This window comes from Pseudomonas fluorescens, assembly GCF_902497855.1.
Taxonomy (GTDB): domain Bacteria; phylum Pseudomonadota; class Gammaproteobacteria; order Pseudomonadales; family Pseudomonadaceae; genus Aquipseudomonas; species Aquipseudomonas fluorescens_BI.
In genome coordinates this window covers 85,029-108,190 of sequence record NZ_CABVHU010000002.1, presented here as the reverse complement: position 1 = coordinate 108,190, position 23,162 = coordinate 85,029, and the positions used below count along the sequence as shown (strand labels likewise).

The 23,162-nt window shown below is 61.0% G+C and carries 19 protein-coding genes; 2 read left to right on the top strand and 17 right to left on the bottom strand.

Annotated features, from left to right (window positions below; genetic code table 11):
- Positions 1–11 precede the first annotated feature (11 nt).
- Entirely contained in the window at positions 12–1,283 is a 1,272-nt protein-coding gene (locus F8N96_RS05440; protein ID WP_150796945.1) for an AAA family ATPase, read from the top strand.
- Complete coding sequence (locus F8N96_RS05435; RefSeq protein WP_150796944.1) at positions 1,280–1,924, top strand: retron system putative HNH endonuclease; 645 nt, start codon at positions 1,280–1,282, stop codon at positions 1,922–1,924. The genes F8N96_RS05440 and F8N96_RS05435 overlap by 4 nt, the downstream gene beginning before the upstream one ends.
- 96 nt (positions 1,925–2,020) lie before the next feature.
- On the opposite strand, the gene gspM is transcribed toward F8N96_RS05435, so the two are convergent.
- From gspM to aroB, 17 genes are all read right to left on the bottom strand, one after another.
- A complete protein-coding gene (gene gspM / locus F8N96_RS05430; RefSeq protein ID WP_150796943.1) occupies positions 2,021–2,452 on the bottom strand; it encodes a type II secretion system protein GspM in 432 nt (143 codons plus the stop codon).
- The gene (gene gspL, locus F8N96_RS05425) at positions 2,449–3,555 is read right to left on the bottom strand and encodes a type II secretion system protein GspL (protein WP_150796942.1); all 1,107 of its coding nucleotides are present in this window, start codon (positions 3,553–3,555) and stop codon (positions 2,449–2,451) included. The genes gspM and gspL overlap by 4 nt, the downstream gene beginning before the upstream one ends.
- Entirely contained in the window at positions 3,552–4,403 is an 852-nt protein-coding gene (locus F8N96_RS05420) for a type II secretion system protein GspK (RefSeq protein WP_150796941.1), read from the bottom strand. The genes gspL and F8N96_RS05420 overlap by 4 nt, the downstream gene beginning before the upstream one ends.
- Positions 4,400–4,942: a type II secretion system protein GspJ gene (locus F8N96_RS05415; protein ID WP_150796940.1), complete on the bottom strand. Its 543-nt coding sequence runs from the start codon at positions 4,940–4,942 to the stop codon at positions 4,400–4,402. Before F8N96_RS05415 ends, F8N96_RS05420 begins: the two co-directional genes overlap by 4 nt.
- Positions 4,935–5,318, bottom strand: coding sequence for a type II secretion system minor pseudopilin GspI (gspI, locus tag F8N96_RS05410; RefSeq protein WP_150796939.1), 384 nt, complete (start codon positions 5,316–5,318; stop codon positions 4,935–4,937). The genes F8N96_RS05415 and gspI overlap by 8 nt, the downstream gene beginning before the upstream one ends.
- Positions 5,311–5,778: a type II secretion system minor pseudopilin GspH gene (gene gspH, locus F8N96_RS05405; RefSeq protein WP_150796938.1), complete on the bottom strand. Its 468-nt coding sequence runs from the start codon at positions 5,776–5,778 to the stop codon at positions 5,311–5,313. The genes gspI and gspH overlap by 8 nt, the downstream gene beginning before the upstream one ends.
- A gap of 3 nt (positions 5,779–5,781) precedes the next feature.
- Entirely contained in the window at positions 5,782–6,237 is a 456-nt protein-coding gene (gene gspG / locus F8N96_RS05400; RefSeq protein WP_150796937.1) for a type II secretion system major pseudopilin GspG, read from the bottom strand.
- Between the two features lie 3 nt (positions 6,238–6,240).
- Complete coding sequence (gene gspF, locus F8N96_RS05395; protein ID WP_150796936.1) at positions 6,241–7,449, bottom strand: type II secretion system inner membrane protein GspF; 1,209 nt, start codon at positions 7,447–7,449, stop codon at positions 6,241–6,243.
- Positions 7,450–7,452: 3 nt separating this feature from the next.
- On the bottom strand, positions 7,453–8,475 hold the full coding sequence (locus F8N96_RS05390; RefSeq protein WP_150796935.1) for a GspE/PulE family protein: 1,023 nt from the start codon (positions 8,473–8,475) through the stop codon (positions 7,453–7,455).
- Complete coding sequence (gene gspD / locus F8N96_RS05385) at positions 8,472–10,400, bottom strand: type II secretion system secretin GspD (protein ID WP_150796934.1); 1,929 nt, start codon at positions 10,398–10,400, stop codon at positions 8,472–8,474. Before gspD ends, F8N96_RS05390 begins: the two co-directional genes overlap by 4 nt.
- An 8-nt stretch (positions 10,401–10,408) precedes the next feature.
- Positions 10,409–11,083 (bottom strand): type II secretion system protein N, encoded by a 675-nt coding sequence (locus F8N96_RS05380; protein WP_318187367.1) that lies wholly within the window; start codon positions 11,081–11,083, stop codon positions 10,409–10,411.
- Positions 11,084–11,111: 28 nt separating this feature from the next.
- Positions 11,112–12,581 (bottom strand): N-acetylglucosamine-binding protein GbpA, encoded by a 1,470-nt coding sequence (gbpA, locus tag F8N96_RS05375; protein ID WP_150796933.1) that lies wholly within the window; start codon positions 12,579–12,581, stop codon positions 11,112–11,114.
- 295 nt (positions 12,582–12,876) lie between these two features.
- Complete coding sequence (hemE, locus tag F8N96_RS05370; protein WP_150796932.1) at positions 12,877–13,944, bottom strand: uroporphyrinogen decarboxylase; 1,068 nt, start codon at positions 13,942–13,944, stop codon at positions 12,877–12,879.
- 226 nt (positions 13,945–14,170) lie between these two features.
- On the bottom strand, positions 14,171–15,589 hold the full coding sequence (locus tag F8N96_RS05365) for an FAD-dependent oxidoreductase (protein ID WP_008149580.1): 1,419 nt from the start codon (positions 15,587–15,589) through the stop codon (positions 14,171–14,173).
- Positions 15,590–15,622: 33 nt separating this feature from the next.
- Entirely contained in the window at positions 15,623–20,068 is a 4,446-nt protein-coding gene (gltB, locus tag F8N96_RS05360; protein ID WP_150796931.1) for a glutamate synthase large subunit, read from the bottom strand.
- Positions 20,069–20,418: 350 nt separating this feature from the next.
- Positions 20,419–22,008: an AAA family ATPase gene (locus F8N96_RS05350; protein ID WP_150796930.1), complete on the bottom strand. Its 1,590-nt coding sequence runs from the start codon at positions 22,006–22,008 to the stop codon at positions 20,419–20,421.
- A 10-nt stretch (positions 22,009–22,018) separates the two neighbouring features.
- A complete protein-coding gene (gene aroB / locus F8N96_RS05345) occupies positions 22,019–23,119 on the bottom strand; it encodes a 3-dehydroquinate synthase (protein ID WP_150796929.1) in 1,101 nt (366 codons plus the stop codon).
- Between the last annotated feature and the right edge of the window lie 43 nt (positions 23,120–23,162).

Below are 23,162 nucleotides of genomic sequence, written 5' to 3'. Positions count from 1 at the left end.
GGGAAGCCAGAATGCGCCTGGACCGTCTTCACATTCAGAATTTTCGTTGCTACGAAGATGCCACTTTCGACTTTCAGCCGGGTTTCAATCTGGTGGTGGGGGTTAATGGAAGCGGAAAGACATCGTTGCTGCAGGCGGTTGCTGTTTCATTCATCGAACTCGGCAACGCGATGAAGCCTGCCGAGATCTCCCTGAAAAATGAAGACATCCGTTTTGTCATAGACCGTTTGGATGGCCGTAGCCGTTACGAACGCCAGTACCCTTTACTCGTGCATGGCATGGGGAATGTGTTCGAAGCCACAGAGTGGATGATGAAGCGAGATGGAGAAAGCTTTCCACATCTCGTGGACTCGGGTTTTGGCACTCAAATAGACAAAATAAGGAAACAAATAAACTTGGCCGTGGAGGTCGATTTACCCGTACTAGTGTTCTATCGATCCAATCGGCGCTGGCAAGGCACAGGGGTGTCTGCCGAGTCTGCTGCAAAGCATCGAGTATCGCGCTTCGACGGCTACCTGAACTGGTTCGATGCCGTAGCAGACCTGAGCGAATTCGAAAGCTGGTTGATTGGTAAAACGCTTGAACGAATGCAGAATTTGCTTGATACAAAATCGACATCGACAGAGTTCGACGACGAACTCGCCTGGGTCAACGGTGCTATCGAATGCGCGATACCCAAAGCACAAAACTTGCGCTATGACCTAAGACTGCAAAGCTTGTTAATCGATATCGACGAACACAAGACAATTCCGTTCAACGAACTGAGTGACGGCCAACGTGGCATGGTCGCTCTCTTTGCCGATATCGCCCGCCGCATGTGTATTCTCAATCCGCACATGGGCAAGGACGTCCTGAAAAAAACTCCAGGTGTGGTCATCATCGATGAATTGGATATCCATCTTCATCCAGCCTGGCAGCGTAGCATCGTCCCGGCGTTGAAGAAGGCATTTCCCAAAGTCCAGTTCATCGCTGCCAGCCATTCACCACAAATCATCGGCAGCTTGAAACCCGAAGAAGTCATTGTGTTGAACGACGGCGATGCGTCCCACCCACGGGTTACCTACGGCCTGGACTCCAGCAGCGTACTTGAAGAAGTCATGGACGTTGCGCAACGTGAGCCTGAGATTGAAAAACTGCTTTCAGAGCTTTTCTCTACCATTGAGGACAACGACCTCAAAAAGGCGAAAACGCAACTTGAGTCGTTGAAGAAGAAGGCTCCTGATCTTCCGGAGTTTATGGGAGCCGAGGCGTTGATCAGGCGCAAGGAGATCCTCGGTAGATGAAACGAGTATTCAAAGGAACTGAACCCGCTTCATTTACAGAATGGAAAAACTCGGCAAATGCCGAGTGGAGCCCCACTTATCCAACGCTGCAAAACCCGCAAAAACGGGAACTGCATAACAGCTTGTTGCTCGAGCAAGGTTTTTTTTGTTGCTACTGCGGCAGGGAAACGGATGCTGAGAGCAGTCATATAGAACATTTCAAACCTCAAGAGCATTATGAGGAACTGGCACTGGAGTATCAAAACCTCCATGCCTCCTGCCTACGTGAGACAAAGCCCGGCAATCCATTGCACTGCGGCCATCGCAAGGGCAACTGGTTTGATGAAGCGCATTACATTTCTCCCATGGATGCTCAATGCGAACTACGTTTCCGTTATTTACGCACGGGCGAAATCCAACCGACAAATTCTGATGATTTGCCGGCAACGAAGATGATTGAGGTGCTGGCGCTAGACATTGCTTACCTCAACCATCGTCGTCAGAACATAATTCGACGATTGTTCGATCACGATTTCATCACACAGGCCAGCGATGAAGAGCTGACCCGCCTTGTTGCTGCAATTCGCTCTGCCGAGATCCACGATCAAAAAGCCTTCGACCACGTCATCGCCCGTTACGCCGAACAACTACTCGGCCGCTGAAAACACGTTACCTGCTTATCGGCGCGTTGCTGGTGGTGGCGTTGCTGATTGCGTTGAAACTGGCGCGCCTGCCGCTGCTCCCGGGGAGCAGCTCGCCTACCTGAGCACTGCCCGCGCTTCGAGTACGGCGTCGCGCTTTTCCAGGGTCAGCGATTGCAGGGCGACGCCGTCGCGCTCGGTACGGTCCAGCCATTGCAGCAAAGCCCTGGCGTCGCCGCTGAGGGTCAGGCGCAGCAGGTCGTTGTCGGTGTCCATCTGGTGCAGTTCGAGCCCCGCTGCCGCAACGCTTTCGCTGGCGCGCAGCGACAACGGCTGGGCCGTGGCGACGGGAATGTTGCCCCGGGGCTGCGCCTGTTGCAGTTGCGCCGCCAGGGTCAGTTGCTGCTGATACTGACGCTCTACTGTCTCAAGCCGCTGGCGGGCCGGCTGCCAGATCAGAGTGACTGCCAGGGCGGCCAGAATGAAAACACCCATGGCCGACACCAGCCGTTGTTCGCGGGTGGACATGCGTTGCCAGGCTGCCTTCATGCGTCTTTCTCCACTATCAGGGTCGCCCGCACCCCATTGCCTTCTTTGCTCGCACTGTCGAGCCTGACGGGCACGCCTTGCTGTCGCCCGCGCTCGCGCAACTGCTCAAGCTCGGCGAAGCTGTTGGCAGTCAGCTGGATTTTCCAGCCGCTGCCTTCGCTGAACTCGATGCGCTGGACGTCGACGTGGCTGGCGCCGATGACCTGTTCGATCAGATTGACCAGGCGCGCGGTCTGCGTGTCCTGCGGCTGCGTGCCTTGGCTCTGAAGTGCTTTGAGCTGCGCTGCCAGGTCGACGATGCGGCTCTGCTCAGGGTAAAGCGCCATGAACCGTTGTTCGCTGCGGGCATAGAGCTGGCGGGTTTCGTTATCCAGGAAACGGATGCGCATTTCAGTAGCGCCCCAGCTCAGCATCAACAGCATCAGCAGCGCCAATCCACCCAGGCGCCAGGGCAGAGGTTTTGCGCGCGGGGCAAATTTCCCCTGCAGCAGGTCGATGGCCTGGGAGGGACGGGTTGCCAACCATTGATCGACATCGACCGAGTCCTGACGCTCGTCGAACCATTGAATGTCCGAAGGAAACGCCGTCCTGAGCAAGGTCAAACTGTCGTCCGACACGGCTACCCGCGCCGGCATCCCGCCGCCCAACAGCCATCGACCGAACCACCACACACCCGACGCCCGAGCCCCGGGCAACACGTCGGCATCGACGAAGACTGAACGCACCGCAATGCCAGACTCGGCCAGCAGCCCGAGTACCCTGGCAAATAGCTCCCGGTCGATCACCATCACCGGGTAGCGTCCTTCACGGTCGCGAGCACCGACACTCAAGTGCAGAACCTCCAATGCTTCGCTCAGTTGATCCTCAACCGCAAACGCAACGGCCTGCGCACCGGGCTGGCGCCTGGAGGGCCACGGATCGCTGCGTACCCAGCTGCAGGATTCCATGGGCAGCAGCACATCGACCGCCTGACCGTTCAGTGCCTGCGCAGCTTGATGCAATGACAGGGGCTGGCGTTGGCCCGTGGAGGACCACACACAGCAGGGCCAATCGGCCGACGGTGCGGCCAGGCCTTCGGCAGTCAGGTATAGCCAGGTGTTCATCGCGGCATCTCGTGGGCAATTGAAGGAAGTAAACGTCTTTGCAGGATGTTCAGTTGGCGAGCATCGGGGTCGCGCTCGACGTCAGTGGCCAGCCGCAGACTGCTTTGCCCCCGGGTGACCTGAACCGTGATGCGGTACCAGCGGCTGCTGACGCCAAGGCCGTGACTGCTCAGACCCGCTGCGGACAGCAACGGGTCCTGGGTAAAGGCCTGGACACTGGCCCAGGCGCTCGTCGAGCGCTGACGGACCAAGGCTTCGGCGGTCGGGGCTTCCAGGCCATCGAGCGTGCGCAACACCAATGCCGGTGCAGTATTGATGTTCAGCGCGGCGTCCTTGGGTAACAACGCCACCCAGGGCTCCAGTTGTCGCAGCACTTGCCCATCGATACCCGGTAGCAGGCGCAGCTGGCTCAGCTCCCGCAGCACGCCCACCTGACTCAGCTCCAGCGGTGGCAGTTCGAGCAAGGCCAACAGGCGTGCCCAACGGTTGAGGGTGACCTGGTCGACCTGTCCCTGGGTCAACAATGCATTGAGATTGAAGCGCCCGGCCAAGTCCTCGATATCCACCTGAACCTGCGTGTCTTCAATGTCGAAACCGGGGGCCAATCGGGCCCAGTCCTGGGTCAGGTCGACGGTTTTTTGCGGATCCCGCGCGACGTCCTGCAACAGCAACAAAGCCCAGGTTTCCCCGGCCACACCGAGTTGACGCAGGTGCAGCTGCTGCAATTGTTGTCCGCTGCTTTGCAGCAACAAACGGTGGCTGTGCAGCAAGCCACTTGTTATCAGCAGCGCCAGGCTCATGACCAGCAATACGCTGATCAATGCGATGCCCCGTTGCCGCCCGTTCATGGCAGCGCCCCCGGCAATAGCAACACCCGACGGATCGACTCGAAACGCCCCGCCGACAATTGCACTTCCACCGCCAATGGCGCTTTTACCCCCTGCCCGGTCGGCCAGTCACTGCGCCAGCCGGACTGGCCATCGAACAGCCGCCAGCTCAAGGTGCGAACATCGTCGAGCAATTTTTGTCGCTGTACGACCGGCGAGCCCTCCCCTTGGCTGTCGCGCCACAGCGCACCGTCGTCGAGACGATAGGTCAGCGCCTGGCGCTCGCTACGGGGCTGGTCCAGCGTGTTACGCCAGTTGCTGCGTTGCCACTGCAACCGTGTTTGCGCAAGCACCACGGGCTGCTCGGTGATGTGCAGCAGATCCCGCTCGATCGTCGCAATCGCCCATTGCAGGCTTCTGAACTCACGTTCGTGCGCACGCGTGCCCTGCTGCACACGCACCACGCCATCGAACAGCCCCCAACTGGCCAGCCCCAGCAACGCGAAAATCGCCATGGCGATCACCAGCTCGAGCAAGGTGAACCCGCTCTGGTTACTCATGACGATCAGATATCCAGCCGCTGGCTCGGTGCAAGGTTTGCTCGCGACCGGAAAGGCTGACGTCAATCCCGACCTGGAGCAGGCGCGGGTCGCTCGCGACACTGATGTGCTGACGCAGCAACCAGTCGCGACGATCCATGTGCACGACCTGTTGCTGTTGTCCGACGGCCACCCCGGGTTGCAGGCGCAGTTCATTCAAGCGGTTATCCGCCAGCCATGCCGCGAAAAGTCGCTCTTCAACCCCGCCGGTTTGCTTCACCACGTACTGGCTGGCGGACAGGACGGCCGCCGCCAGGGTCGCAAAGATTGCCAGGGCCACCATGATTTCCAGCAAGGTGAACCCGCCCATGCCCGCGCCAAACCGCCGACTAGCCATCGATCGCAGGGTCTCCTATGCCGTCACTGGACAGACTCAGCCAGGTCGCGTCCTGGCTGGCGAAGGTCAGGGTGAAGGCACTGGTCTCGTCGCTGCTGAGCATCAACAGCTGCGGCGGCCCCTCGTCGGCACCGAGGCGGACAGGATGCCCGTCCTGTTCAAGCCGCGGCCGCAGGTTTTCGGGCCATCGATACAAGGACGTCACCGGCTCCCAGCCTCGACCATCGAGCCGCATCGCCCGATAGCCGTCGACGCTCAGCCGCAGGCCATGCTCCTGGCCTGCGAGTACCGCCCGTTCACGCAACTGGTGGATCATTTGCACCATGGCGTCCGCTTCCTGCCGGGCCTGGCGCACCGGATTCGGCCCTGCGGCAAAGCTCACCATGCCCAGCAGCACGCCGATCAATACGATCACGATCATCAGTTCGAGCAAGGTAAACCCCCGGCAATGGCGTCGCATCCGTCAACCACCCCAGTTGCCGATGTCTGCCGCATGCCCTTCGCCTCCCGCCATGCCGTCGGAACCCAGGGAGTACAAGTCGAAACTGCCGTCGGCCGACCGCACGCCCGGATTGAGGTATTGATAGGGCCCGCCCCAAGGGTCCACAGGCAGGCTTTTGAGGTAACCCTGCGGGTTCCAGAACCGCGCTGCCGGCGTGCCTGAAGGGCGCTTGACCAAGGCGTCCAGGCCTTGCTGAGTCGAGGGGTAATGGAAATTGTCGAGGCGATACATTTCCAGCGCCGTAGAGATCGCTTGGATGTCGACTCTGGCGGCGGTGGCCTTGGCCTGATCCGGACGGCTCATGAACTGCGGCACCACGATGGCCCCCAGGATGCCGATGATGACCACCACCACCATGATTTCGATCAGGGTAAAACCGCGCTGGGCGGCAGGAGCGTTTTTGCGTGCAGGTTGCATGGGTCAGTTCACCAATTGGTTGAGGCTCAGGATCGGGAGGAGGATGGCCATGACGATCAGCAGCACCACGCCGCCCATCAGCACCAGCATGGCCGGCTCGAACAGGCTCACCACCAGGGCGATGCGCGCGGCCAGGCTGCTTTCCTGTTGTTCGGCGGCGCGGGCCAGCATGCGATCGAGCTCGCCCGCCCGTTCGCCGCTGGCGATCATGTGCAGCATCATCGGCGGGATGTCGCCGCTCTGCTCCAGGCCGCGGGTCAGGGTGCCGCCTTCGCGGACCGAGCGGGCCACATCGACCATCCGCGCGCGGATGGTCAGGTTGCCGATGACGGCGGCGGCGATTTCCAGCGCGTCCACCAAGGGCACCGCGCTCTTGCCGAGAATGGCCAGGGTGCTGGCGAACCGCGCCGCTTCCATCGCCCGCAACACTTCACCGATCAACGGGATGTTCAATACCAGATGGTGCCAGCGCAGGCGCGAGGTCGGCTGGCGCAGGCTCCAGCGCCAGAGCCCCACCAAGGACGCAAGCGCTCCGGTCAACAACAGGCCATGGTTGCGCAGGGCATCGCTCAGGCCGATCAGCGCCCGGGTCAGCCAGGGCAGCGGCTGGCCGCTGTCGACGAAAATCTTCACCACGTCCGGCACTACGTAACCCAGCAGAAAGCCGACGATCGCCACACTGGCCAACATCAGGATCAACGGGTACACCAAGGCCATCTGGATTTTTTGCCGCGAAGCCTGGCGGGCCTGGGTGTAGGCCGCCAATTGCTCCAGCACATGGCCCAGGTGACCGGAACGTTCCCCGGCCGCGACGGTGGCGCGGAACAATTCGGGGAATGCCTTGGGAAACTGACCCAGCGCCGTTGCCAGGGCATGGCCTTCCATCACCCGGCTCCTGACCGCCGATAACAAACCGGCAACCCTGCGCCGGGCACTCTGTTTCGCCACGGCTTCGAGTGCTTCTTCCAGGGGCAGGCCGGCCTGGACAAGCGTCGACAGCTGCAAGGTCAGGAGCGCCAGCTCCGCCGATTTCAGTCGCCCGCCACGAGGCTGCGGATTGGCGCCGTCGCCCGCCCCCACTGCTCGCAAGGTGCGTGGCCACAAACCTCGCTCACGCATCAGTTGCCGGGCATGACGAGGGCTGTCGGCTTCCAGTCGGCCCTTGCACGGGCGACCCCGGGCATCGTCAGCACGATAGTCGAAAGTCGGCACCGGCTAGCCCTCCTGGGTCACACGCAATAACTCGTCGAGGCTGGTCAAGCCGTCCAGCACCCGTTGGCGACCGTCCTGGAACAGGCTGCGGGACACTTTGCGCGTCTCGTCGGCCAATGCCTGCTCGCCGGCGCCCTGGTGAATCAGAGCCGACACCGCGGGCGTCACGCTGATCAGTTCGTAGATCCCGATACGTCCGCGATAACCGTGCTGACACTGCTCGCACCCCACAGCGCTGAACAGTGGCGGTGGTGCTGCAGCATCGAGCCCCAAACGTTGGCCGTGCGGTTTGCCCAACAGTTGGCGCAGGGATGCGAGGGTGTCGTGCGGCATGCCCAGTCGCGCCAACTCCAGGCGCCCGGCCTGTTTGTCGAGCAGACGCAGCACCACGCGTTCGCCGTGGGCCGAGGGCAGGGTCGAGACCCGCACGTCGACTTCATGCCCGGCCAGCCGCAGGGCCATCCGACCGTCCTGAGGGACGCGTTTTTCAGCAATATCCAGGCGCGCCATGACCTTGATCCGCGACACCAGCAGCGACGCCAGTTCACGCCTTGGCCGGAGCATTTCCCGCAGTTGCCCGTCGACCCGCATGCGCACCGACAGCGTGTGCTCGAAGGTTTCCAGGTGCACATCCGACGCGTGTTCACGCACCGCTTCGCTGAGCAGTGCGTTGATCAGGCGAATGATCGGCGCATCGCCCTGCTGCTCCAGCAGATCGGCAGCCTGCGGCACTTGATCCACCAGGCTGAGCAGGTCCAGTTCTTCGTCCAGCCCCTGGGCGACCTGCTCGGCCGCGCTCTGGCCTTCGCGGTAGGCCGCCGCCAGGCGCGCAGCAAACACACTGGGTTCCAGCAGTCGCACCGGCAGGTCCCGGCCGCACACCCGGCGCGCTTCCGCCAGGGCTGTGAGCGGTGTATCGGCACGCAGGGCCAGGCTTACATCAGTTCCTTCGCGTTCCAGCAGCACGCCAAATCGCCGGGCGAAACCAAAGGGCAATTGCTCGCCGGGATCAGTCGGGCGGGTCATGGCGCCACCGGCGCTGACTTGCGCAAATCGATCACTGGCGCGTCGGTTACCGGCTCGAACAACTGCCGAGACTCTGCCGGCAGCAGCAGCGAGTTGTTCTGCCCCGCGCCCGGTTGGCTCAGGTCGCGCAGCGCGTCGTAGCGCTGCTGGCTGATATTGACCAGGTCTTCCTTGCTGCGAACGATGGTAGGCCGCAGGAAGACCATCAGATTGCTTTTGGTCTGGGTGTCGCGGCTCCAGCGAAACAGCGCGCCCAGGTAGGGAATGTCGCGCAGCAGCGGCACCCCGCTTCTTTGCGTGCGCACGCTGTCGCGGATCAGGCCGCCGATCACGATGATCTCGCCATCGTTGGCCAGAATAGTGCTCTTGAGTGCACGCTTGTTGGTGATCAGGTCCGAGGAGTCGATGCCCGACACCGAGGGCGCGACGTCCGACACCTCTTGCTCGACCTCCAGCCGCAACGTCGAACCGTCGTTGATGTAGGGCTTGATCTTCAGGCTGATGCCCACGTCCTTGCGTTCGACGGTGGTAAACGGGTTGTCTGCGCCGTTGCTGTTGGTGGCGTAGGAGCCGGTCTTGAAGGGCACGTTCTGGCCGACGATGATTTCCGCTTCCTGATTGTCGAGGGTCAGCAGGCTCGGCGTGGAGAGCAGGTTGCTGCGCGTGTTGCTGGCCAGGGCTGAAATCAACGCGCCGAACCGGTCACCGCCCAACTGCAGAAACGCACCTTCCGGCGCCGCTTTTTTCTCGTCGAAATTCAGCCCGCCGACGATCGGGATGTCGGTTCCGGGGAAGTTGATAAAACCCTTGGCGTCACCGGTACTCACGCTCCACTGAACACCCACGGCTTCGGCAATGTCCCCGGAGATCTCGACGATGGCGGCATGGATAAGCACCTGCGCCCGAGGCTGGTCCAGTTGGCGCACAATGTTTTCGATGGTCCTGAGTTGCGCCGACTCGGCGATCACCACCAGTGCATTCTGGCTTTCGTCGGCCTTGATCATAAAGGTCGTGCCAGATGCGGTGTCCTTGGCGCCGGCCAGGGCCGGTGCCTGTTTTCTGCCCTGCCCCATCGTCTCCAGTACTTCGGCCAATTGCTTGGCATCGCTGTGGCGCAGCCGGATCACCCGCGCCGTGTCCAGGGCCGCCGTGGCCGGGATGTCGAGACGGCCCGCCAGGTCGACCAGACGTTGGCGAACCGCCGAGGGGCCGATGAAGATCAGGCGGTTGGTCCTGGCATCGGTCAGGACCTGGATCGCCGAGTCGGCGTTGCGCTTGCCCAGGGACGCTTCAATGACCGGAGCCATGTCTGCGGCTTCGGCATGACGCAGTTGCACCACGGCATGCAGGTTGTTCTGTCCGGAATCCAGCTCCCGGACCACCCGATCGACACGTTTCACATTGGCGGCCGTGTCAGTGACGACCAACGCATTGGCCGACACCGACGGGCCGACATACCCATTGGCCGACACCAGCGGCCGCACCAGCCCGGCGATATCGGCGGCGCTGCTGGTATTGAGTTCGATGACGCGGGTGACAAACTGCGAGGCCGTAGCGTTCTTCACAGTGCCTTGGCCAGCCCGGGTCTTGGCTTCCGTCACCGGGGTAATCAGGATCCGGTCGCCCTCGTCGATCACCGTAAAGTTGTGGGCGTCGAGCACCGAGTAAAACAACCGGCGAACCCCCTCGCGGTCCAGGGCTTGATGGGACATCACGGTGATACGTCCGGACACCCTGGGATCGAGCACCACGGTGGTCCCCAGAATGCTGGAAAATTCTTCGACGATATCGCGCAATTCGGCGTTGTTCATCGCCAGCTGCCATTTTTCTTCTGCGGCCCCAAGCGCGCCATGGAACAGCGCAACGGCCAAAACAACGAGAAGAGACATGGAGCGCAGGGCGTACGCACCAACGAAGCTGTTCATGGAGGTGATCACTCTGACTGGCCGGATAGCGGGCGTAGATAACGCGAGGAAACAGTGGTTTTTTGCGGGTCGGTTGGCGATTCGAACCTGCGCAGCAAACGCGCGGCAGATCGCTGCAACATCAATAGTTCTTCCCGGCCCTTGTTCCACAGCACCACGTGGTTCGACTCGACCCGGCGCAGGACGCTGCCGCCAGGCAAGCGTTCGCCCACCAGGTAAATTCGCGAGCCTTGGGAGTCGGCCAGCAGCGCCTTGGACAAACCAGTGCCCAAGACAAAACTCGCTTGCAAGGTCAAGGGTTCAGCGCTGGGCAACAGCGTGGTCTCAGCCGTCAGGCCGAGCACGGTTGCGACCGCTGTCGGATCAATGGGTAAAGGGGAAGGTTGTGTCGTGAGTGCCGTTGTAACGTTGGGCAAAGGCGAAGCCAGGCTTGCCCGATAGCTCCATTCTTGCCACGCCAGAAATGCCCCGTAGCCGATTGGCAAAATCAGAAGGCAAGCTTTGCCCAGGCGTAGCCCGAGCCCTGCCATCATCACCGGCGAAAATTTCACGAGTCGCTCATGCCAAGTCGTGATGACAGCCGCCGACAACCCGTGCAGCCAAATGCGTTGTCTGGAGTAACCCGAAACAGTCATCTTTAACTCGATTTCAGCAGAGGAAGAAAGCTTCAGGCGGTCGGTCAAAAACCGCCTGAAGTGTTACACGCAGGGCTTAGAGTTTGTTCCACGCCGAGTGCCAGTGAGCACCGACGCCTGGTTCAAATCCGGTGGCGGTAGGGGTGTATTGCTTGCAGTAACCCGACTCGGGGAACGGTTTGCATTCGAAGACTTCATCGGTCTTGGGTTGCAGGACCTTGGTGCCGGCGGTGTAGTCGCTGAGGCCTTCGGGGAACACGAAGTCATATTCGACGCCCGCGCCTTCACCGGTCATGTGGGTGGGCTGGGTATCCTGGCGAGTGGTTCGGCCGTCCAGGGTGGTGCCGACCAGCGTCAGGGTATGAATTTCAGGGTTGCTGCGCACATCCATGGAGAGCGACGCAGGGCCGCTATCCACTTGCGCCGAGACAGTGCCGACCGGCTTGTTTTTCTGATCGAACAGGGTCGCTTCGACGTTCATTTTGCGATTGGAAATAATGCTGAAATCGACTTTGGCGCGGCCTTTATCAAGCACGTATTCGGCTTGCTGCGAAGCCACCGACAGGCGAGCTGCGGCATCTTCCTTCATGTCCAGCTGCACTTCGTAGCGTGTGACACCGCTGTCTTTTTGTGCGTACAGGCGGTTGGTTGTTCCTTTCACGGGCTCGATGTTGCCGTGCTCATTACGAACACCGGCGCGGACGAGGGTGTGGGTCGCGTTGATTTTTTCAGCCAGCTTGAATGCCCAGTTGTTTGGCGAACCTTCCTCGGCATTGTCGATGGAGATTTCGACGCTGTACTGCGGGCTTTCACCATTGGCCGTGAATGCGCGGGCCTTGACCTTGTCATCGACCAGCAATGGGGTCGCCGCTGCGATGCCACCAACGGAAGACCAGCCGCCTGGCAACGATGGCTCGGCAAGGATGTTCACGTCGGCCGGGTTATAGAACGCCGCATCGGTATCACCAACCGTCCAGACCCCAAGGATGACATGGTGGCCGGACTTGTCGTCCGGGAGGGTGCAGCTGTGCTTATCGCCGTTAGTCGGCTTTTGGTTGCCACCCTCGACGGTGCAGAACGGCGTGCTTTCGAAGGTAGCGCGTTTCAGCGCTTCGTTCGGATTCCAGCCGTCGCGGGTAATGAAATATTCGTGCTTGGTCGCGGGGTGAACGGCGGTGTAGGTCCATTGGAAATCGATGTTGCGATCCTTGATTTCGGTCAGCTGCCAACGGGTGGCGGACTGAGCGTCCAGCGCGGAGAACAACGAGTGACCGCCACTGGCGATCTTGCCATCGACCGGCCCCTGCAAAGGAGCGCCGCCAACGCCTGCCGGGAAGCCTTTGAAGGTTTCACCGACGCTTTGCGGTTCGTATTGCGCGCCACCACAGTGGGTGTTCACGCCTTTTTGGCACAGCAGAGCCCGCGAAGGAGGCACTTCCAGATAGCCGTGAGCGGAAACGGTTTGTGAGGCCAGCATTGCCGATAACAGGATCATTGAAGAAGTGCACGTGGTTAACGCACTGCTCTTTTCGAAATTGAATTTCATGATGGATTCCAGACTACTTATCGATGTTAAGGCGCACGTACAACGCCAATGGATGCGATATCGCTCAGCGCTGACTGCACCGGGCTCGGGGCTGGAACCTTACTGGGATGGAGGTAATTTCTATGTAGGGCAATTCTTCACATGGCGCGGGAAAGGTCTCTGTATTCATCTATCTGATACAAAGCGAAAACATTCTTACGGACAGCAGCACTCCAGGTAGGAATCATTTCAACAGCGCACAAAAAAGCCTGTCCGGCACAGGTCCGGACAGGCTTTTAAATAACGTCAGTTACCGTTATTCGTGATAGTGCGCCGACAACTCATGCACCGCGCGCAAGAACGCACCGGCGTGTTCCGGATCGACTTCCGGCGTGATGCCATGACCGAGGTTGAACACGTGGCCGCTGCCCTTGCCGTAGCTGGCGAGAATCCGCCCGACTTCAGTACGAATGGCTTCAGGCTTGGCGTAGAGCACGGTCGGGTCCATGTTGCCTTGCAGGGCGACTTTGCTGCCGACACGATCACGGGCGCTGCCGATGTCGCACGTCCAGTCCAGCCCCAGCGCATCGGCGCCAGCGTCGGCGATGCTTTCCAGCCACAGGCCGCCGTTCTTGGTGAACAGGATGACCGGCACCTTGCGCCCTTCGTGTTCGCGGATCAGGCCGCTGACGATTTTGCGCATGTAGGCCAGGGAGAACTCCTGGTACGCCGCCGCCGAAAGGCTGCCACCCCAGCTGTCGAAGATTTGCACCGCTTGCGCGCCGGCCATGATCTGGCCGTTGAGGTAGCTGGTGACCGTCTGCGCGAGTTTGTCCAGCAGCAGGTGCAAGGCTTGCGGGTTGTCGTAGAGCATGGTTTTGGTCTTGCGGTAGTCTTTCGACGAGCCGCCTTCGACCATGTAGGTGGCCAGGGTCCATGGGCTGCCGGCAAAGCCGATCAGCGGCACGCGGCCGTTCAGTTCGCGGCGGATAGTGCTGACCGCGTCCATGACATAGCCGAGGTCTTTGTGCGGATCAGGGATCGGCAGGGCTTCGATGTCGGCCATCGTGCTGACGACTTTCCTGAAGCGCGGACCTTCGCCGGTTTCGAAGTACAGGCCTTGGCCCATGGCGTCCGGGATGGTGAGGATGTCGGAGAAGAGGATCGCCGCGTCCAGTTGTGGGTAGCGGTCGAGCGGCTGCATGGTGACTTCGCAAGCGAACGCCGGGTTCATGCACAGGCTCATGAAGTCGCCGGCCTTGGCACGGCTGGCGCGGTATTCAGGCAGGTAGCGACCGGCCTGACGCATCATCCACACAGGTGTGACGTCTACGGGTTGCTTGAGCAGGGCGCGAAGGAAACGGTCGTTCTTCAGGGCAGTCATGTCGGCATCCGGAAAAAAAGTGCGGGCATTTTCTCAGAGCGCGACGCAAAAGGCACGGTTGCAGGTCAGCCTTTTGTCTATCGGGTCAATTTGTCGCGGGTTACATCGGCTAATTCTGCGTTGATTCGGCCGGCCTCTTCGCGGGCAAGCCTCGCTCCTACAGGGTTATGTGATCCCTGTAGGAGCGAGGCTTGCCCGCGAATGGAGCGACGCTGATCAAGCGGGTTTACACACCCAGGTAATCCAGGATCCCTTCGGCGGCGTTGCGGCCTTCGAAGATCGCCGTTACCACCAGGTCAGAACCGCGAACCATGTCGCCACCGGCGAAGATTTTCGGGTTGCTGGTCTGGTGCTTGTACTGACCTTGCTCCGGTGCCACGACGCGACCCTGGCTGTCGGTCTGGATGCTGTGCTGTTCGAACCACGATGCCGGGCTCGGACGGAAACCGAACGCGATGACCACGGCGTCGGCCGGGATGATCTCTTCGGAGCCCGGGATCGGCTCGGGGCTGCGACGGCCGCGGGCGTCCGGTTCGCCGAGACGGGTCTCGACCACCTTCACGCCTTCGACGCGGTCTTCACCGACGATCGCGATTGGCTGGCGGTTGTAGAGGAATTTCACGCCTTCTTCCTTGGCGTTCTTCACTTCTTTGCGCGAGCCCGGCATGTTCGCTTCGTCGCGACGATAGGCACAGGTCACCGACTTGGCGCCCTGACGAATCGAGGTCCGGTTGCAGTCCATCGCCGTGTCGCCGCCACCCAGCACCACGACCTTCTTGCCCTTCATGTCGACGAAATCTTCCGGCGACTTTTCAAAGCCCAGGTTGCGATTGACGTTGGCGATCAGGAAGTCCAGCGCGTCATGCACGCCCGGCAGGTCCTCGCCGGCAAAGCCGCCCTTCATGTAGGTGTAGGTGCCCATGCCCATGAATACGGCATCGTATTCTTCGAGCAGTTGCTCGACGGTCACGTCCTTGCCCACTTCGGTGTTCAGGCGGAACTCGATGCCCATGCCGGTGAAGACTTCGCGACGATTGCTCAGCACGGTCTTTTCCAGCTTGAACTCGGGGATGCCGAAGGTCAGCAGACCGCCGATTTCCGGGTTCTTGTCGAACACCACCGGGGTCACGCCGCCGCGGACCAGCACGTCGGCACAGCCCAGGCCTGCAGGGCCGGCGCCGATCACCGCAACACGCTTGCCGGTCGGTATGACCTTGGACATGTCCGGGCGCCAGCCCATGGCGAACGCGGTGTCAGTGATGTACTTCTCCACAGAACCGATGGTCACCGCGCCGAAGCCGTCGTTGAGGGTGCAGGCACCCTCGCACAGACGATCCTGCGGGCACACCCGGCCGCAGACTTCCGGCAGGGTGTTGGTCTGGTGCGACAGCTCGGCAGCCTGGAGGATGTTGCCCTCGGCCACCAGTTTCAGCCAGTTCGGAATGAAGTTGTGCACCGGGCACTTCCATTCGCAATACGGGTTACCGCACCCCAGGCAGCGGTGGGCCTGATCGGCCGAATGCTGGGGTTTGAAGGGTTCGTAGATCTCCACGAACTCTTTCTTGCGTTGACGCAACAGTTTCTTCTTCGGATCCTTGCGCCCGACATCGATGAACTGGAAGTCGTTATTCAGACGTTCAGCCATTGTTAAAACCTCATCAAACTCTTCAGGCGCATATCACTGCGGGTTGGCACGGGTGCTGGAAAGCAACGATTTCAGGTTGGCAGCCTTGGGCTTGACCAGCCAGAAACGACGCAGATAGTCATCGAGGTTTTCAGCGAGGTTACGACCCCACTCGCTGTCGGTTTCCTCGACGTATTCGTTCAGCACGCGTTGCAGGTGGCTGCGATAGGCTTCCATCGCCTCACCGCTGATCCGCTGGATTTCCACCAGTTCGTGGTTGACCCGGTCAACGAAGCTGTTGTCCTGGTCGAGCACATAGGCGAATCCGCCGGTCATGCCTGAGCCGAAGTTGTAACCGGTCTTGCCCAGGACGCAGACGAAACCACCGGTCATGTATTCGCAGCAGTGATCGCCAGTGCCTTCAACCACGGTGTGGGCACCGGAGTTGCGTACTGCGAAGCGCTCACCCGCGGTCCCGGCGGCGAACAGCTTGCCACCGGTGGCGCCGTACAGGCAGGTGTTGCCGATGATGGCACTGTCCTGAGTCTTGTACACGCTACCCTTGGGCGGAACGATGACCAGTTTGCCGCCGGTCATGCCTTTGCCGACGTAGTCGTTGGCATCGCCTTCCAGGTACATATTCAAGCCGCCGGCGTTCCACACACCAAAGCTCTGACCGGCCGTCCCGTTGAAGCGGAAGGTGATCGGCGCGCTGGCCATGCCCTGGTTGCCGTATTTGCGCGCGATTTCACCGGAGATCCGCGCACCGATGGAACGGTCGCAGTTGCAGATATCCAGGGCGAAATCGGCGCCGCTCATGTCGTTGATGGCCGACGTGGCCAGGTCGACCATTTTCTCTGCCAGCAGGCCTTTGTCGAACGGCGGGTTGCGGTCGACCTGGCAGAACTGGGGCTTGTCTGCCGGGATGTGATCGCTGCCGAGCAGCGGGGTCAGGTCCAGGTGATTCTGCTTGGCGGTCTGGCCTTCGAGGATTTCCAGCAGGTCGGTACGACCGATCAGTTCTTCGAGGGAGCGCACGCCCAGCTTGGCCAGCCACTCACGGGTTTCTTCGGCGACGTAGGTGAAGAAATTCACCACCATGTCGACGGTACCGATGTAGTGATCCTTGCGCAGCTTCTCGTTCTGAGTCGCGACGCCGGTAGCGCAGTTGTTCAGGTGGCAGATACGCAGGTATTTGCAACCCAGCGCGATCATTGGCGCGGTGCCGAAGCCGAAGCTTTCAGCGCCGAGAATCGCTGCCTTGATCACGTCGAGGCCGGTTTTCAGGCCGCCGTCGGTCTGCACCCGCACTTTGCCGCGCAGGTCGTTGCCGCGCAGGGTCTGGTGGGTTTCGGCCAGGCCGAGTTCCCACGGAGCGCCCGCGTATTTGATCGAGGTCAGCGGCGATGCACCGGTGCCGCCGTCGTAGCCGGAGATGGTGATCAAGTCCGCATAAGCCTTGGCCACGCCGGCGGCGATGGTGCCGACGCCCGCTTCTGCCACCAGTTTCACCGAGACCAGCGCCTTCGGGTTGACTTGTTTCAGGTCGAAAATCAGCTGCGACAAGTCTTCGATCGAGTAGATGTCATGGTGCGGCGGTGGCGAAATCAGGGTCACGCCCGGCACTGCGTAACGCAGCTTGGCGATCAGACCGTTGACCTTGCCGCCTGGCAACTGACCACCTTCGCCAGGCTTGGCACCCTGGGCGACCTTGATCTGCAGCACTTCAGCGTTGACCAGGTATTCCGGGGTCACCCCGAAACGGCCGGTCGCGACTTGCTTGATTTTCGAGCTTTTGATGGTGCCGTAGCGCGCCGGGTCTTCGCCGCCTTCACCGGAGTTGGAACGCGCACCAAGGCGGTTCATGGCTTCAGCCAGGGCTTCGTGGGCTTCCGGCGACAGGGCGCCAAGGGAGATGCCCGCCGAGTCAAAGCGCTTGAGCACCGATTCCAGCGGCTCGACTTCGTTGATGTCCAACGGCGTATCGAGGGTCTTGACCTTGAACAGATCGCGGATCATCGACACCGGGCGGTTATCCACCAGCGCCGTGTATTCCTTGAACTTGCCGTAGTCGCCCTGCTGCACAGCGGCTTGCAGGGTGTTGACCACGTCCGGGTTGTAGGCGTGATATTCACCACCGTGGACGAACTTCAGCAGGCCGCCTTGCTGGATCGGCTTGCGCGGACTCCAGGCTTCGGCCGCCAGGGCTTTCTGCTCGGCTTCGATGTCGACGAAACGTGCGCCCTTGATGCGGCTTGGCACACCACGGAAGCTCAGGTCGCAGACTTCCTCGGACAGGCCGATCGCTTCGAACAGCTGAGCACCACGGTACGAGGCGATGGTGGAAATGCCCATCTTCGACAGGATTTTCAGCAGGCCTTTGGTGATGCCTTTACGGTAGTTCTTGAACACCTCATAAAGGTCGCCCAACACTTCGCCGGTGCGGATCAGGTCGCCCAGCACTTCGTAGGCCAGGAACGGGTAGACCGCCGAGGCGCCGAAACCGATCAACACCGCGAAGTGGTGCGGATCACGAGCGGTTGCGGTTTCCACCAGGATGTTGGAGTCGCAACGCAGGCCTTTTTCAGTCAGGCGATGGTGCACCGCGCCGGTGGCCAGGGAAGCGTGGATCGGCAACTTGCCAGGGGCGATGTGACGGTCACTCAGCACGATCAGGGTACGGCCGGCGCGAACGGCTTCTTCAGCCTGATCGGCGACATTGCGCACCGCGGCTTCGAGGCCGACGCTCTCGTCGTAGTTGAGATCGATGATCTGGCGCTCGAAGCCCGGGCGATCGAGGTTCATCAGCGAGCGCCACTTGGCCGGGGAAATGACCGGCGAGCTGAGGATCACGCGCGAGGCGTGTTCCGGCGACTCCTGGAAGATGTTGCGCTCGGCACCGAGGCAGATCTCCAGCGACATGACGATGGCTTCACGCAGCGGGTCGATCGGCGGGTTGGTCACCTGCGCGAACTGCTGGCGGAAATAGTCGTACGGCGTGCGCACGCGCTGGGACAGCACGGCCATCGGCGTATCGTCGCCCATCGAGCCGACCGCTTCGTAGCCTTGCTCGCCGAGCGGACGCAGCACCTGATCACGCTCTTCGAACGTGACCTGGTACATCTTCATGTACTGCTTGAGCTGGTCGACGTCGTAGAAGGCCGAACCGTGGTCGTTGTCTTCCATGGTCGCCTGGATGCGCAGGGCGTTCTTGCGCAGCCATTGCTTGTACGGGTGACGGGACTTCAGGCGATTGTCGATGGCATCGGTGTCGAGGATCTGACCGGTTTCGGTGTCCACGGCAAAGATCTGGCCCGGGCCGACGCGGCCCTTGGCGATCACGTCCTCAGGCTGGTAGTTCCAGACACCGATTTCCGAGGCCAGGGTGATGAAGCCGTTCTTGGTGGTGACCCAGCGCGCCGGACGCAGACCGTTACGGTCGAGCAGGCACACCGCGTAGCGACCGTCGGTCATTACCACGCCGGCCGGGCCGTCCCACGGTTCCATGTGCATCGAGTTGTATTCGTAGAACGCCCGCAGGTCCGGGTCCATGGTTTCGACGTTCTGCCACGCCGGCGGAATGATCATCCGCACGCCGCGGAACAGGTCGATGCCACCGGTGACCATCAGCTCGAGCATATTGTCCATGCTGGAGGAGTCGGAACCTACGCGGTTCACCAGCGGGCCGAGTTCTTCCAGATCCATCAGATCGTTGGTGAACTTGGTGCGACGGGCCACGGCCCAGTTGCGGTTGCCGGTGATGGTGTTGATCTCGCCGTTGTGGGCGAGAAAGCGGAACGGCTGGGCCAGCGGCCATTTCGGCAGGGTGTTGGTGGAGAAGCGCTGGTGGAACACGCAAATCGAGGTTTGCAGGCGCTGGTCGCTGAGGTCTGGATAGAAGGCGGTCAAATCCGCCGGCATCATCAGGCCTTTGTAAATGATGGTCTTGTGGGAAAAGCTGCAGATGTAGTGATCGACGTCGGCGGCGTTGGCCACGGACGAACGACGACGGGCGCTGAACAGCTTGATCGCCATGTCCTGGTCGCTCAGGCCTTCGCCGCCAATGTACACCTGCTCGATCTGCGGCAGGCGCTCAAGGGCCAGGCGGCCGAGGACGCTGGTGTCGATCGGCACTTTGCGCCAGCCAATTAACTGCAAGCCGACCGCCAGGATCTCGCGGTTCATGTTCTCGCGAGCGGCTTCGGCTTTGACCGGGTCCTGGTTGAAGAACACCATACCCACGGCATATTGCTTGGGCAGTGCGACGCCGAACGTTTCCTGGGCGATGGCTCGCAGGAACACGTCCGGCTTCTGAATCAGCAGACCGCAACCGTCACCGGTCTTGCCGTCGGCGTTGATCCCACCGCGGTGGGTCATGCAGGTCAGGGCCTCGACGGCCGTTTGCAAAAGGGTATGACTGGGCTCGCCCTGCATATGGGCTATCAGGCCGAAACCGCAGTTATCCTTGAATTCATCTGGTTGGTACAGACCTGCTTTCATAGACACTTTCTCACCAGGCTGCCCCTTATCAGGGCAAATTTCTTTTCAATTCAACCACTTGCCATCCGCGCCGGACGTACGCCAGCTTTGCGGGGGCAAAAGGGAGGTCATTGTACACACCGACACTTGGCCTCACAAATTTGGCGACGAAATGTCGCAAATCTATGTCGCATTTGTGAAAGGTTTAAAGCTATCTACTGTGCTAGTCAAAACATTTTTAATGTTGACCGCTACGACTCAAAGACTACTGTGACGCAGACACCACAAGGCACGCGGCCTGAAGAGGCGGCATGCACTTGCGGAAATTTTGAGGTGCCTGGAGAGGCGGCCTGGGTAAGGCCGCCGAATCTTCAGCGAGTTGCTGCCAGTTCCTGTTGGACGCTGGCGACAGTGCGAGGCCAAGGTTTACCAGCCTGAACCTTCGCTGGCAAGGCCTTGATGGCGCTAAGGGCTGCATCGCGGTTGGCGAAGCTACCATAGGTGATGACGTAAAGCGGCTTGCCGTTGAGCACTTTCTTGAAATAACGGTACTCGCCGCCCTGCTCTTTCACGAAGTTTTGCGCGGACGCTTCGGAGCTGGTGCCGAGGATCTGCACTACGTAGTTGCCCGGCGCTTGTCCTGCGTACCAGGTGCCACCCGCGGCTTTGGCCACGGTGACTGGCTTCTCGGCAGGCTTGGCCGGTGCAGCGGCAACTGGCTTGGCTGGCACTGGGGCCGGTTTCGCAACAGGCGCCGGGGCAGGCTTGGCCGTCGCGACTTGAGTCGGAGCAGGTGTTGGCTTGGCCGCCGATGTCGGCGCCGGACCTGGCTGGAAACCCGCAGGCGGTGCAGTCGTGGTCACGGTCGGCGGCGTAGCGCTGGAACCCTCTACCGGCACGCCGTCGTCGCCTTCGGTGATGCCGCCGGCCGCTTCGGCCAGGGGGCCGCGCATGACCGGTTGCGAGTTGCCGACCAGTGGTAACGGCATCGGTTGCGAATTACCGTTGAACTCCATGGCCGGAGCGCTGCCATCAGTTTGCGGCGCGCCCTGACCGGGCTGCAGTTGCGCCTGCTCGTTGGCAGGTGCGCCGGTAGTCGGTGCTTTACTGCGACCCGGCATCAGCCAGGCGGCGGCCACCGCGACCACGACGACGGCGGATATCGCCAATACGTGTTTCTTCGGCATATTGAACCCCATAGTTGGACGCTTGACCGCTGAGCGGCTGGCAATCATGGCTTCGATCATTGCATCGCGGGCAACCTGGTTGATGGTGCCAGGCCAACCGTCGGAGCTTTCGTGAATATCAGAGATCTGTTTTGCGGTGAAAAGTTCGATACCGCGGCCAGCACCCTCGAGCCGCTGATCCATATATTCCCGGGTTTCTTCTTCGGAGTACGGCTGCAACTCGATGACGTGGAAACGCTCTTCCTCAAGGGTCAATGCATCAAGCTGCGCAATCAGCGAGGACTCGCCGAACAGGAACACATGAGGGCGCCCTTCCGGCGCACCCGCGGCCAGGGCCATCAAGGCCTCCAGCGCGGACTCGTCGAGCTGCTCGGCATCATCCACCAGCAGGTAGACTTCCTGCCCCGTGAGCGCCAGTTGCACCACTTGAGCCAGAATCGCACCGATCTCCGGCTGCGCGACGTTCAGCGCCTGAGCCACCTGCTGCAGCACGCCGGTCGCATCACCGGCACCACGGGCGGAAACCACCACACTCTGCACCGTCTGCTTGTTGGTACTGGCCACCAGGGCCTGACGCAACAGGGTCTTGCCACTGCCTTGCGGGCCGGTGACCACCAGCAGCATCTGGCTATAACGTGCAAGGTGATGCAGCTGTCCCAGCACCGGCTTGCGCTGGGCAGGGAAAAATTTGAAGCCAGGCACCCGTGGAGCGAAAGGGTCATGGCTCAACTGGTAATGGCCGAGGAACGCCTCGTCGGCATGCAAACTAGTCATCGGGATCTTATTAACCTTTAAGCTGAGCCAGGGCACGGTAATCCGCTCCCAGCGTGGCCTGTAGAACCTCTTTCGGATAATCGTCGGTCACCACCGCTTCGCCCATGTGGCGCAGCAGCACCAGGCGCAAACGACCGTCGATCACTTTCTTGTCAATTGCCATGTGTTCGAGAAAATCGGCTTCAGTCATTTCTTCAGGCGGGATGACCGGCAGGCCGGCGCGCTGGAACAGGCGGATGCCGCGATCGCGCTCCTGCTCGCTGATCCAGCCCAACAGTGCGGACATGTGCAAAGCCATTACGGTGCCAGCAGCGACTGCCTCACCATGCAGCCAGACACCATAGCCCATATGGGTTTCGATGGCGTGACCGAAGGTGTGGCCCAGGTTCAACGTGGCACGAACGCCTGTTTCCTTCTCGTCGGCACCGACCACTGCCGCCTTGGCCGCGCAGGAACGCTCGATGGCGTAGGTCAGGGCGACCTGATCCAGGGCGCGCAGGCGATCGACGTTTTCTTCGAGCCAGGTCAGGAACGGCTCGTCGCAGATCAGCCCGTATTTGATGACTTCCGCCAGCCCGGCGGACAGCTCGCGGGCTGGCAGGGTATTGAGGGTGGCGGTATCGATCAGCACCACGTTCGGCTGATAGAAGGCGCCGACCATGTTCTTGCCCAGCGGATGATTGATCCCGGTCTTGCCGCCCACCGACGAGTCGACTTGCGACAGCAACGTGGTCGGGACCTGGATGAAATCGACGCCGCGCTGGTAGCAGGCGGCAGCAAAACCGGCCATGTCACCAATGACGCCGCCACCGAGGGCAATCACCGTGGTGCGACGGTCGTGGCGTGCGGTCAGCAGGCCGTCGAAGATAAGCTGCAGGGTTTCCCAGGTCTTGAAGGCTTCGCCGTCGGGCAGTACCACGGAGATGACCGAGAACGGTGCGAGGCTGCGGGTCAGACGCTCGAGATAGAGCGGCGCAACGGTCTCGTTGGAGATAACCGCCACTTGCCGTCCGCGGATATGCGGGGCCAGCAGCTCAGGCTGATCCAACAAACCTTCGCCAATATGAATCGGGTAGCTGCGCTCGCCTAGATCGACCTTGAGTGTCTGCATGTGTCCCCACAGTAAAGATGGAATCAGGCGTCCTGCCTTGAGT

Bases quoted from the DNA above. Each gene is read 5' to 3' on its own strand.
- F8N96_RS05440 (WP_150796945.1), top strand. From the start codon at position 12: ATGCGCCTGGACCGTCTTCACATTCAGAATTTTCGTTGCTACGAAGAT.
- F8N96_RS05435 (WP_150796944.1), top strand. From the start codon at position 1,280: ATGAAACGAGTATTCAAAGGAACTGAACCCGCTTCATTTACAGAATGG.
- gspM (WP_150796943.1), bottom strand. From the start codon at position 2,452: ATGAAGGCAGCCTGGCAACGCATGTCCACCCGCGAACAACGGCTGGTG.
- gspL (WP_150796942.1), bottom strand. From the start codon at position 3,555: ATGAACACCTGGCTATACCTGACTGCCGAAGGCCTGGCCGCACCGTCG.
- F8N96_RS05420 (WP_150796941.1), bottom strand. From the start codon at position 4,403: ATGAACGGGCGGCAACGGGGCATCGCATTGATCAGCGTATTGCTGGTC.
- F8N96_RS05415 (WP_150796940.1), bottom strand. From the start codon at position 4,942: ATGAGTAACCAGAGCGGGTTCACCTTGCTCGAGCTGGTGATCGCCATG.
- gspI (WP_150796939.1), bottom strand. From the start codon at position 5,318: ATGGCTAGTCGGCGGTTTGGCGCGGGCATGGGCGGGTTCACCTTGCTG.
- gspH (WP_150796938.1), bottom strand. From the start codon at position 5,778: ATGCGACGCCATTGCCGGGGGTTTACCTTGCTCGAACTGATGATCGTG.
- gspG (WP_150796937.1), bottom strand. From the start codon at position 6,237: ATGCAACCTGCACGCAAAAACGCTCCTGCCGCCCAGCGCGGTTTTACC.
- F8N96_RS05390 (WP_150796935.1), bottom strand. From the start codon at position 8,475: ATGACCCGCCCGACTGATCCCGGCGAGCAATTGCCCTTTGGTTTCGCC.
- gspD (WP_150796934.1), bottom strand. From the start codon at position 10,400: ATGAACAGCTTCGTTGGTGCGTACGCCCTGCGCTCCATGTCTCTTCTC.
- gbpA (WP_150796933.1), bottom strand. From the start codon at position 12,581: ATGAAATTCAATTTCGAAAAGAGCAGTGCGTTAACCACGTGCACTTCT.
- hemE (WP_150796932.1), bottom strand. From the start codon at position 13,944: ATGACTGCCCTGAAGAACGACCGTTTCCTTCGCGCCCTGCTCAAGCAA.
- F8N96_RS05365 (WP_008149580.1), bottom strand. From the start codon at position 15,589: ATGGCTGAACGTCTGAATAACGACTTCCAGTTCATCGATGTCGGGCGC.
- gltB (WP_150796931.1), bottom strand. From the start codon at position 20,068: ATGAAAGCAGGTCTGTACCAACCAGATGAATTCAAGGATAACTGCGGT.
- F8N96_RS05350 (WP_150796930.1), bottom strand. From the start codon at position 22,008: ATGACTAGTTTGCATGCCGACGAGGCGTTCCTCGGCCATTACCAGTTG.
- aroB (WP_150796929.1), bottom strand. From the start codon at position 23,119: ATGCAGACACTCAAGGTCGATCTAGGCGAGCGCAGCTACCCGATTCAT.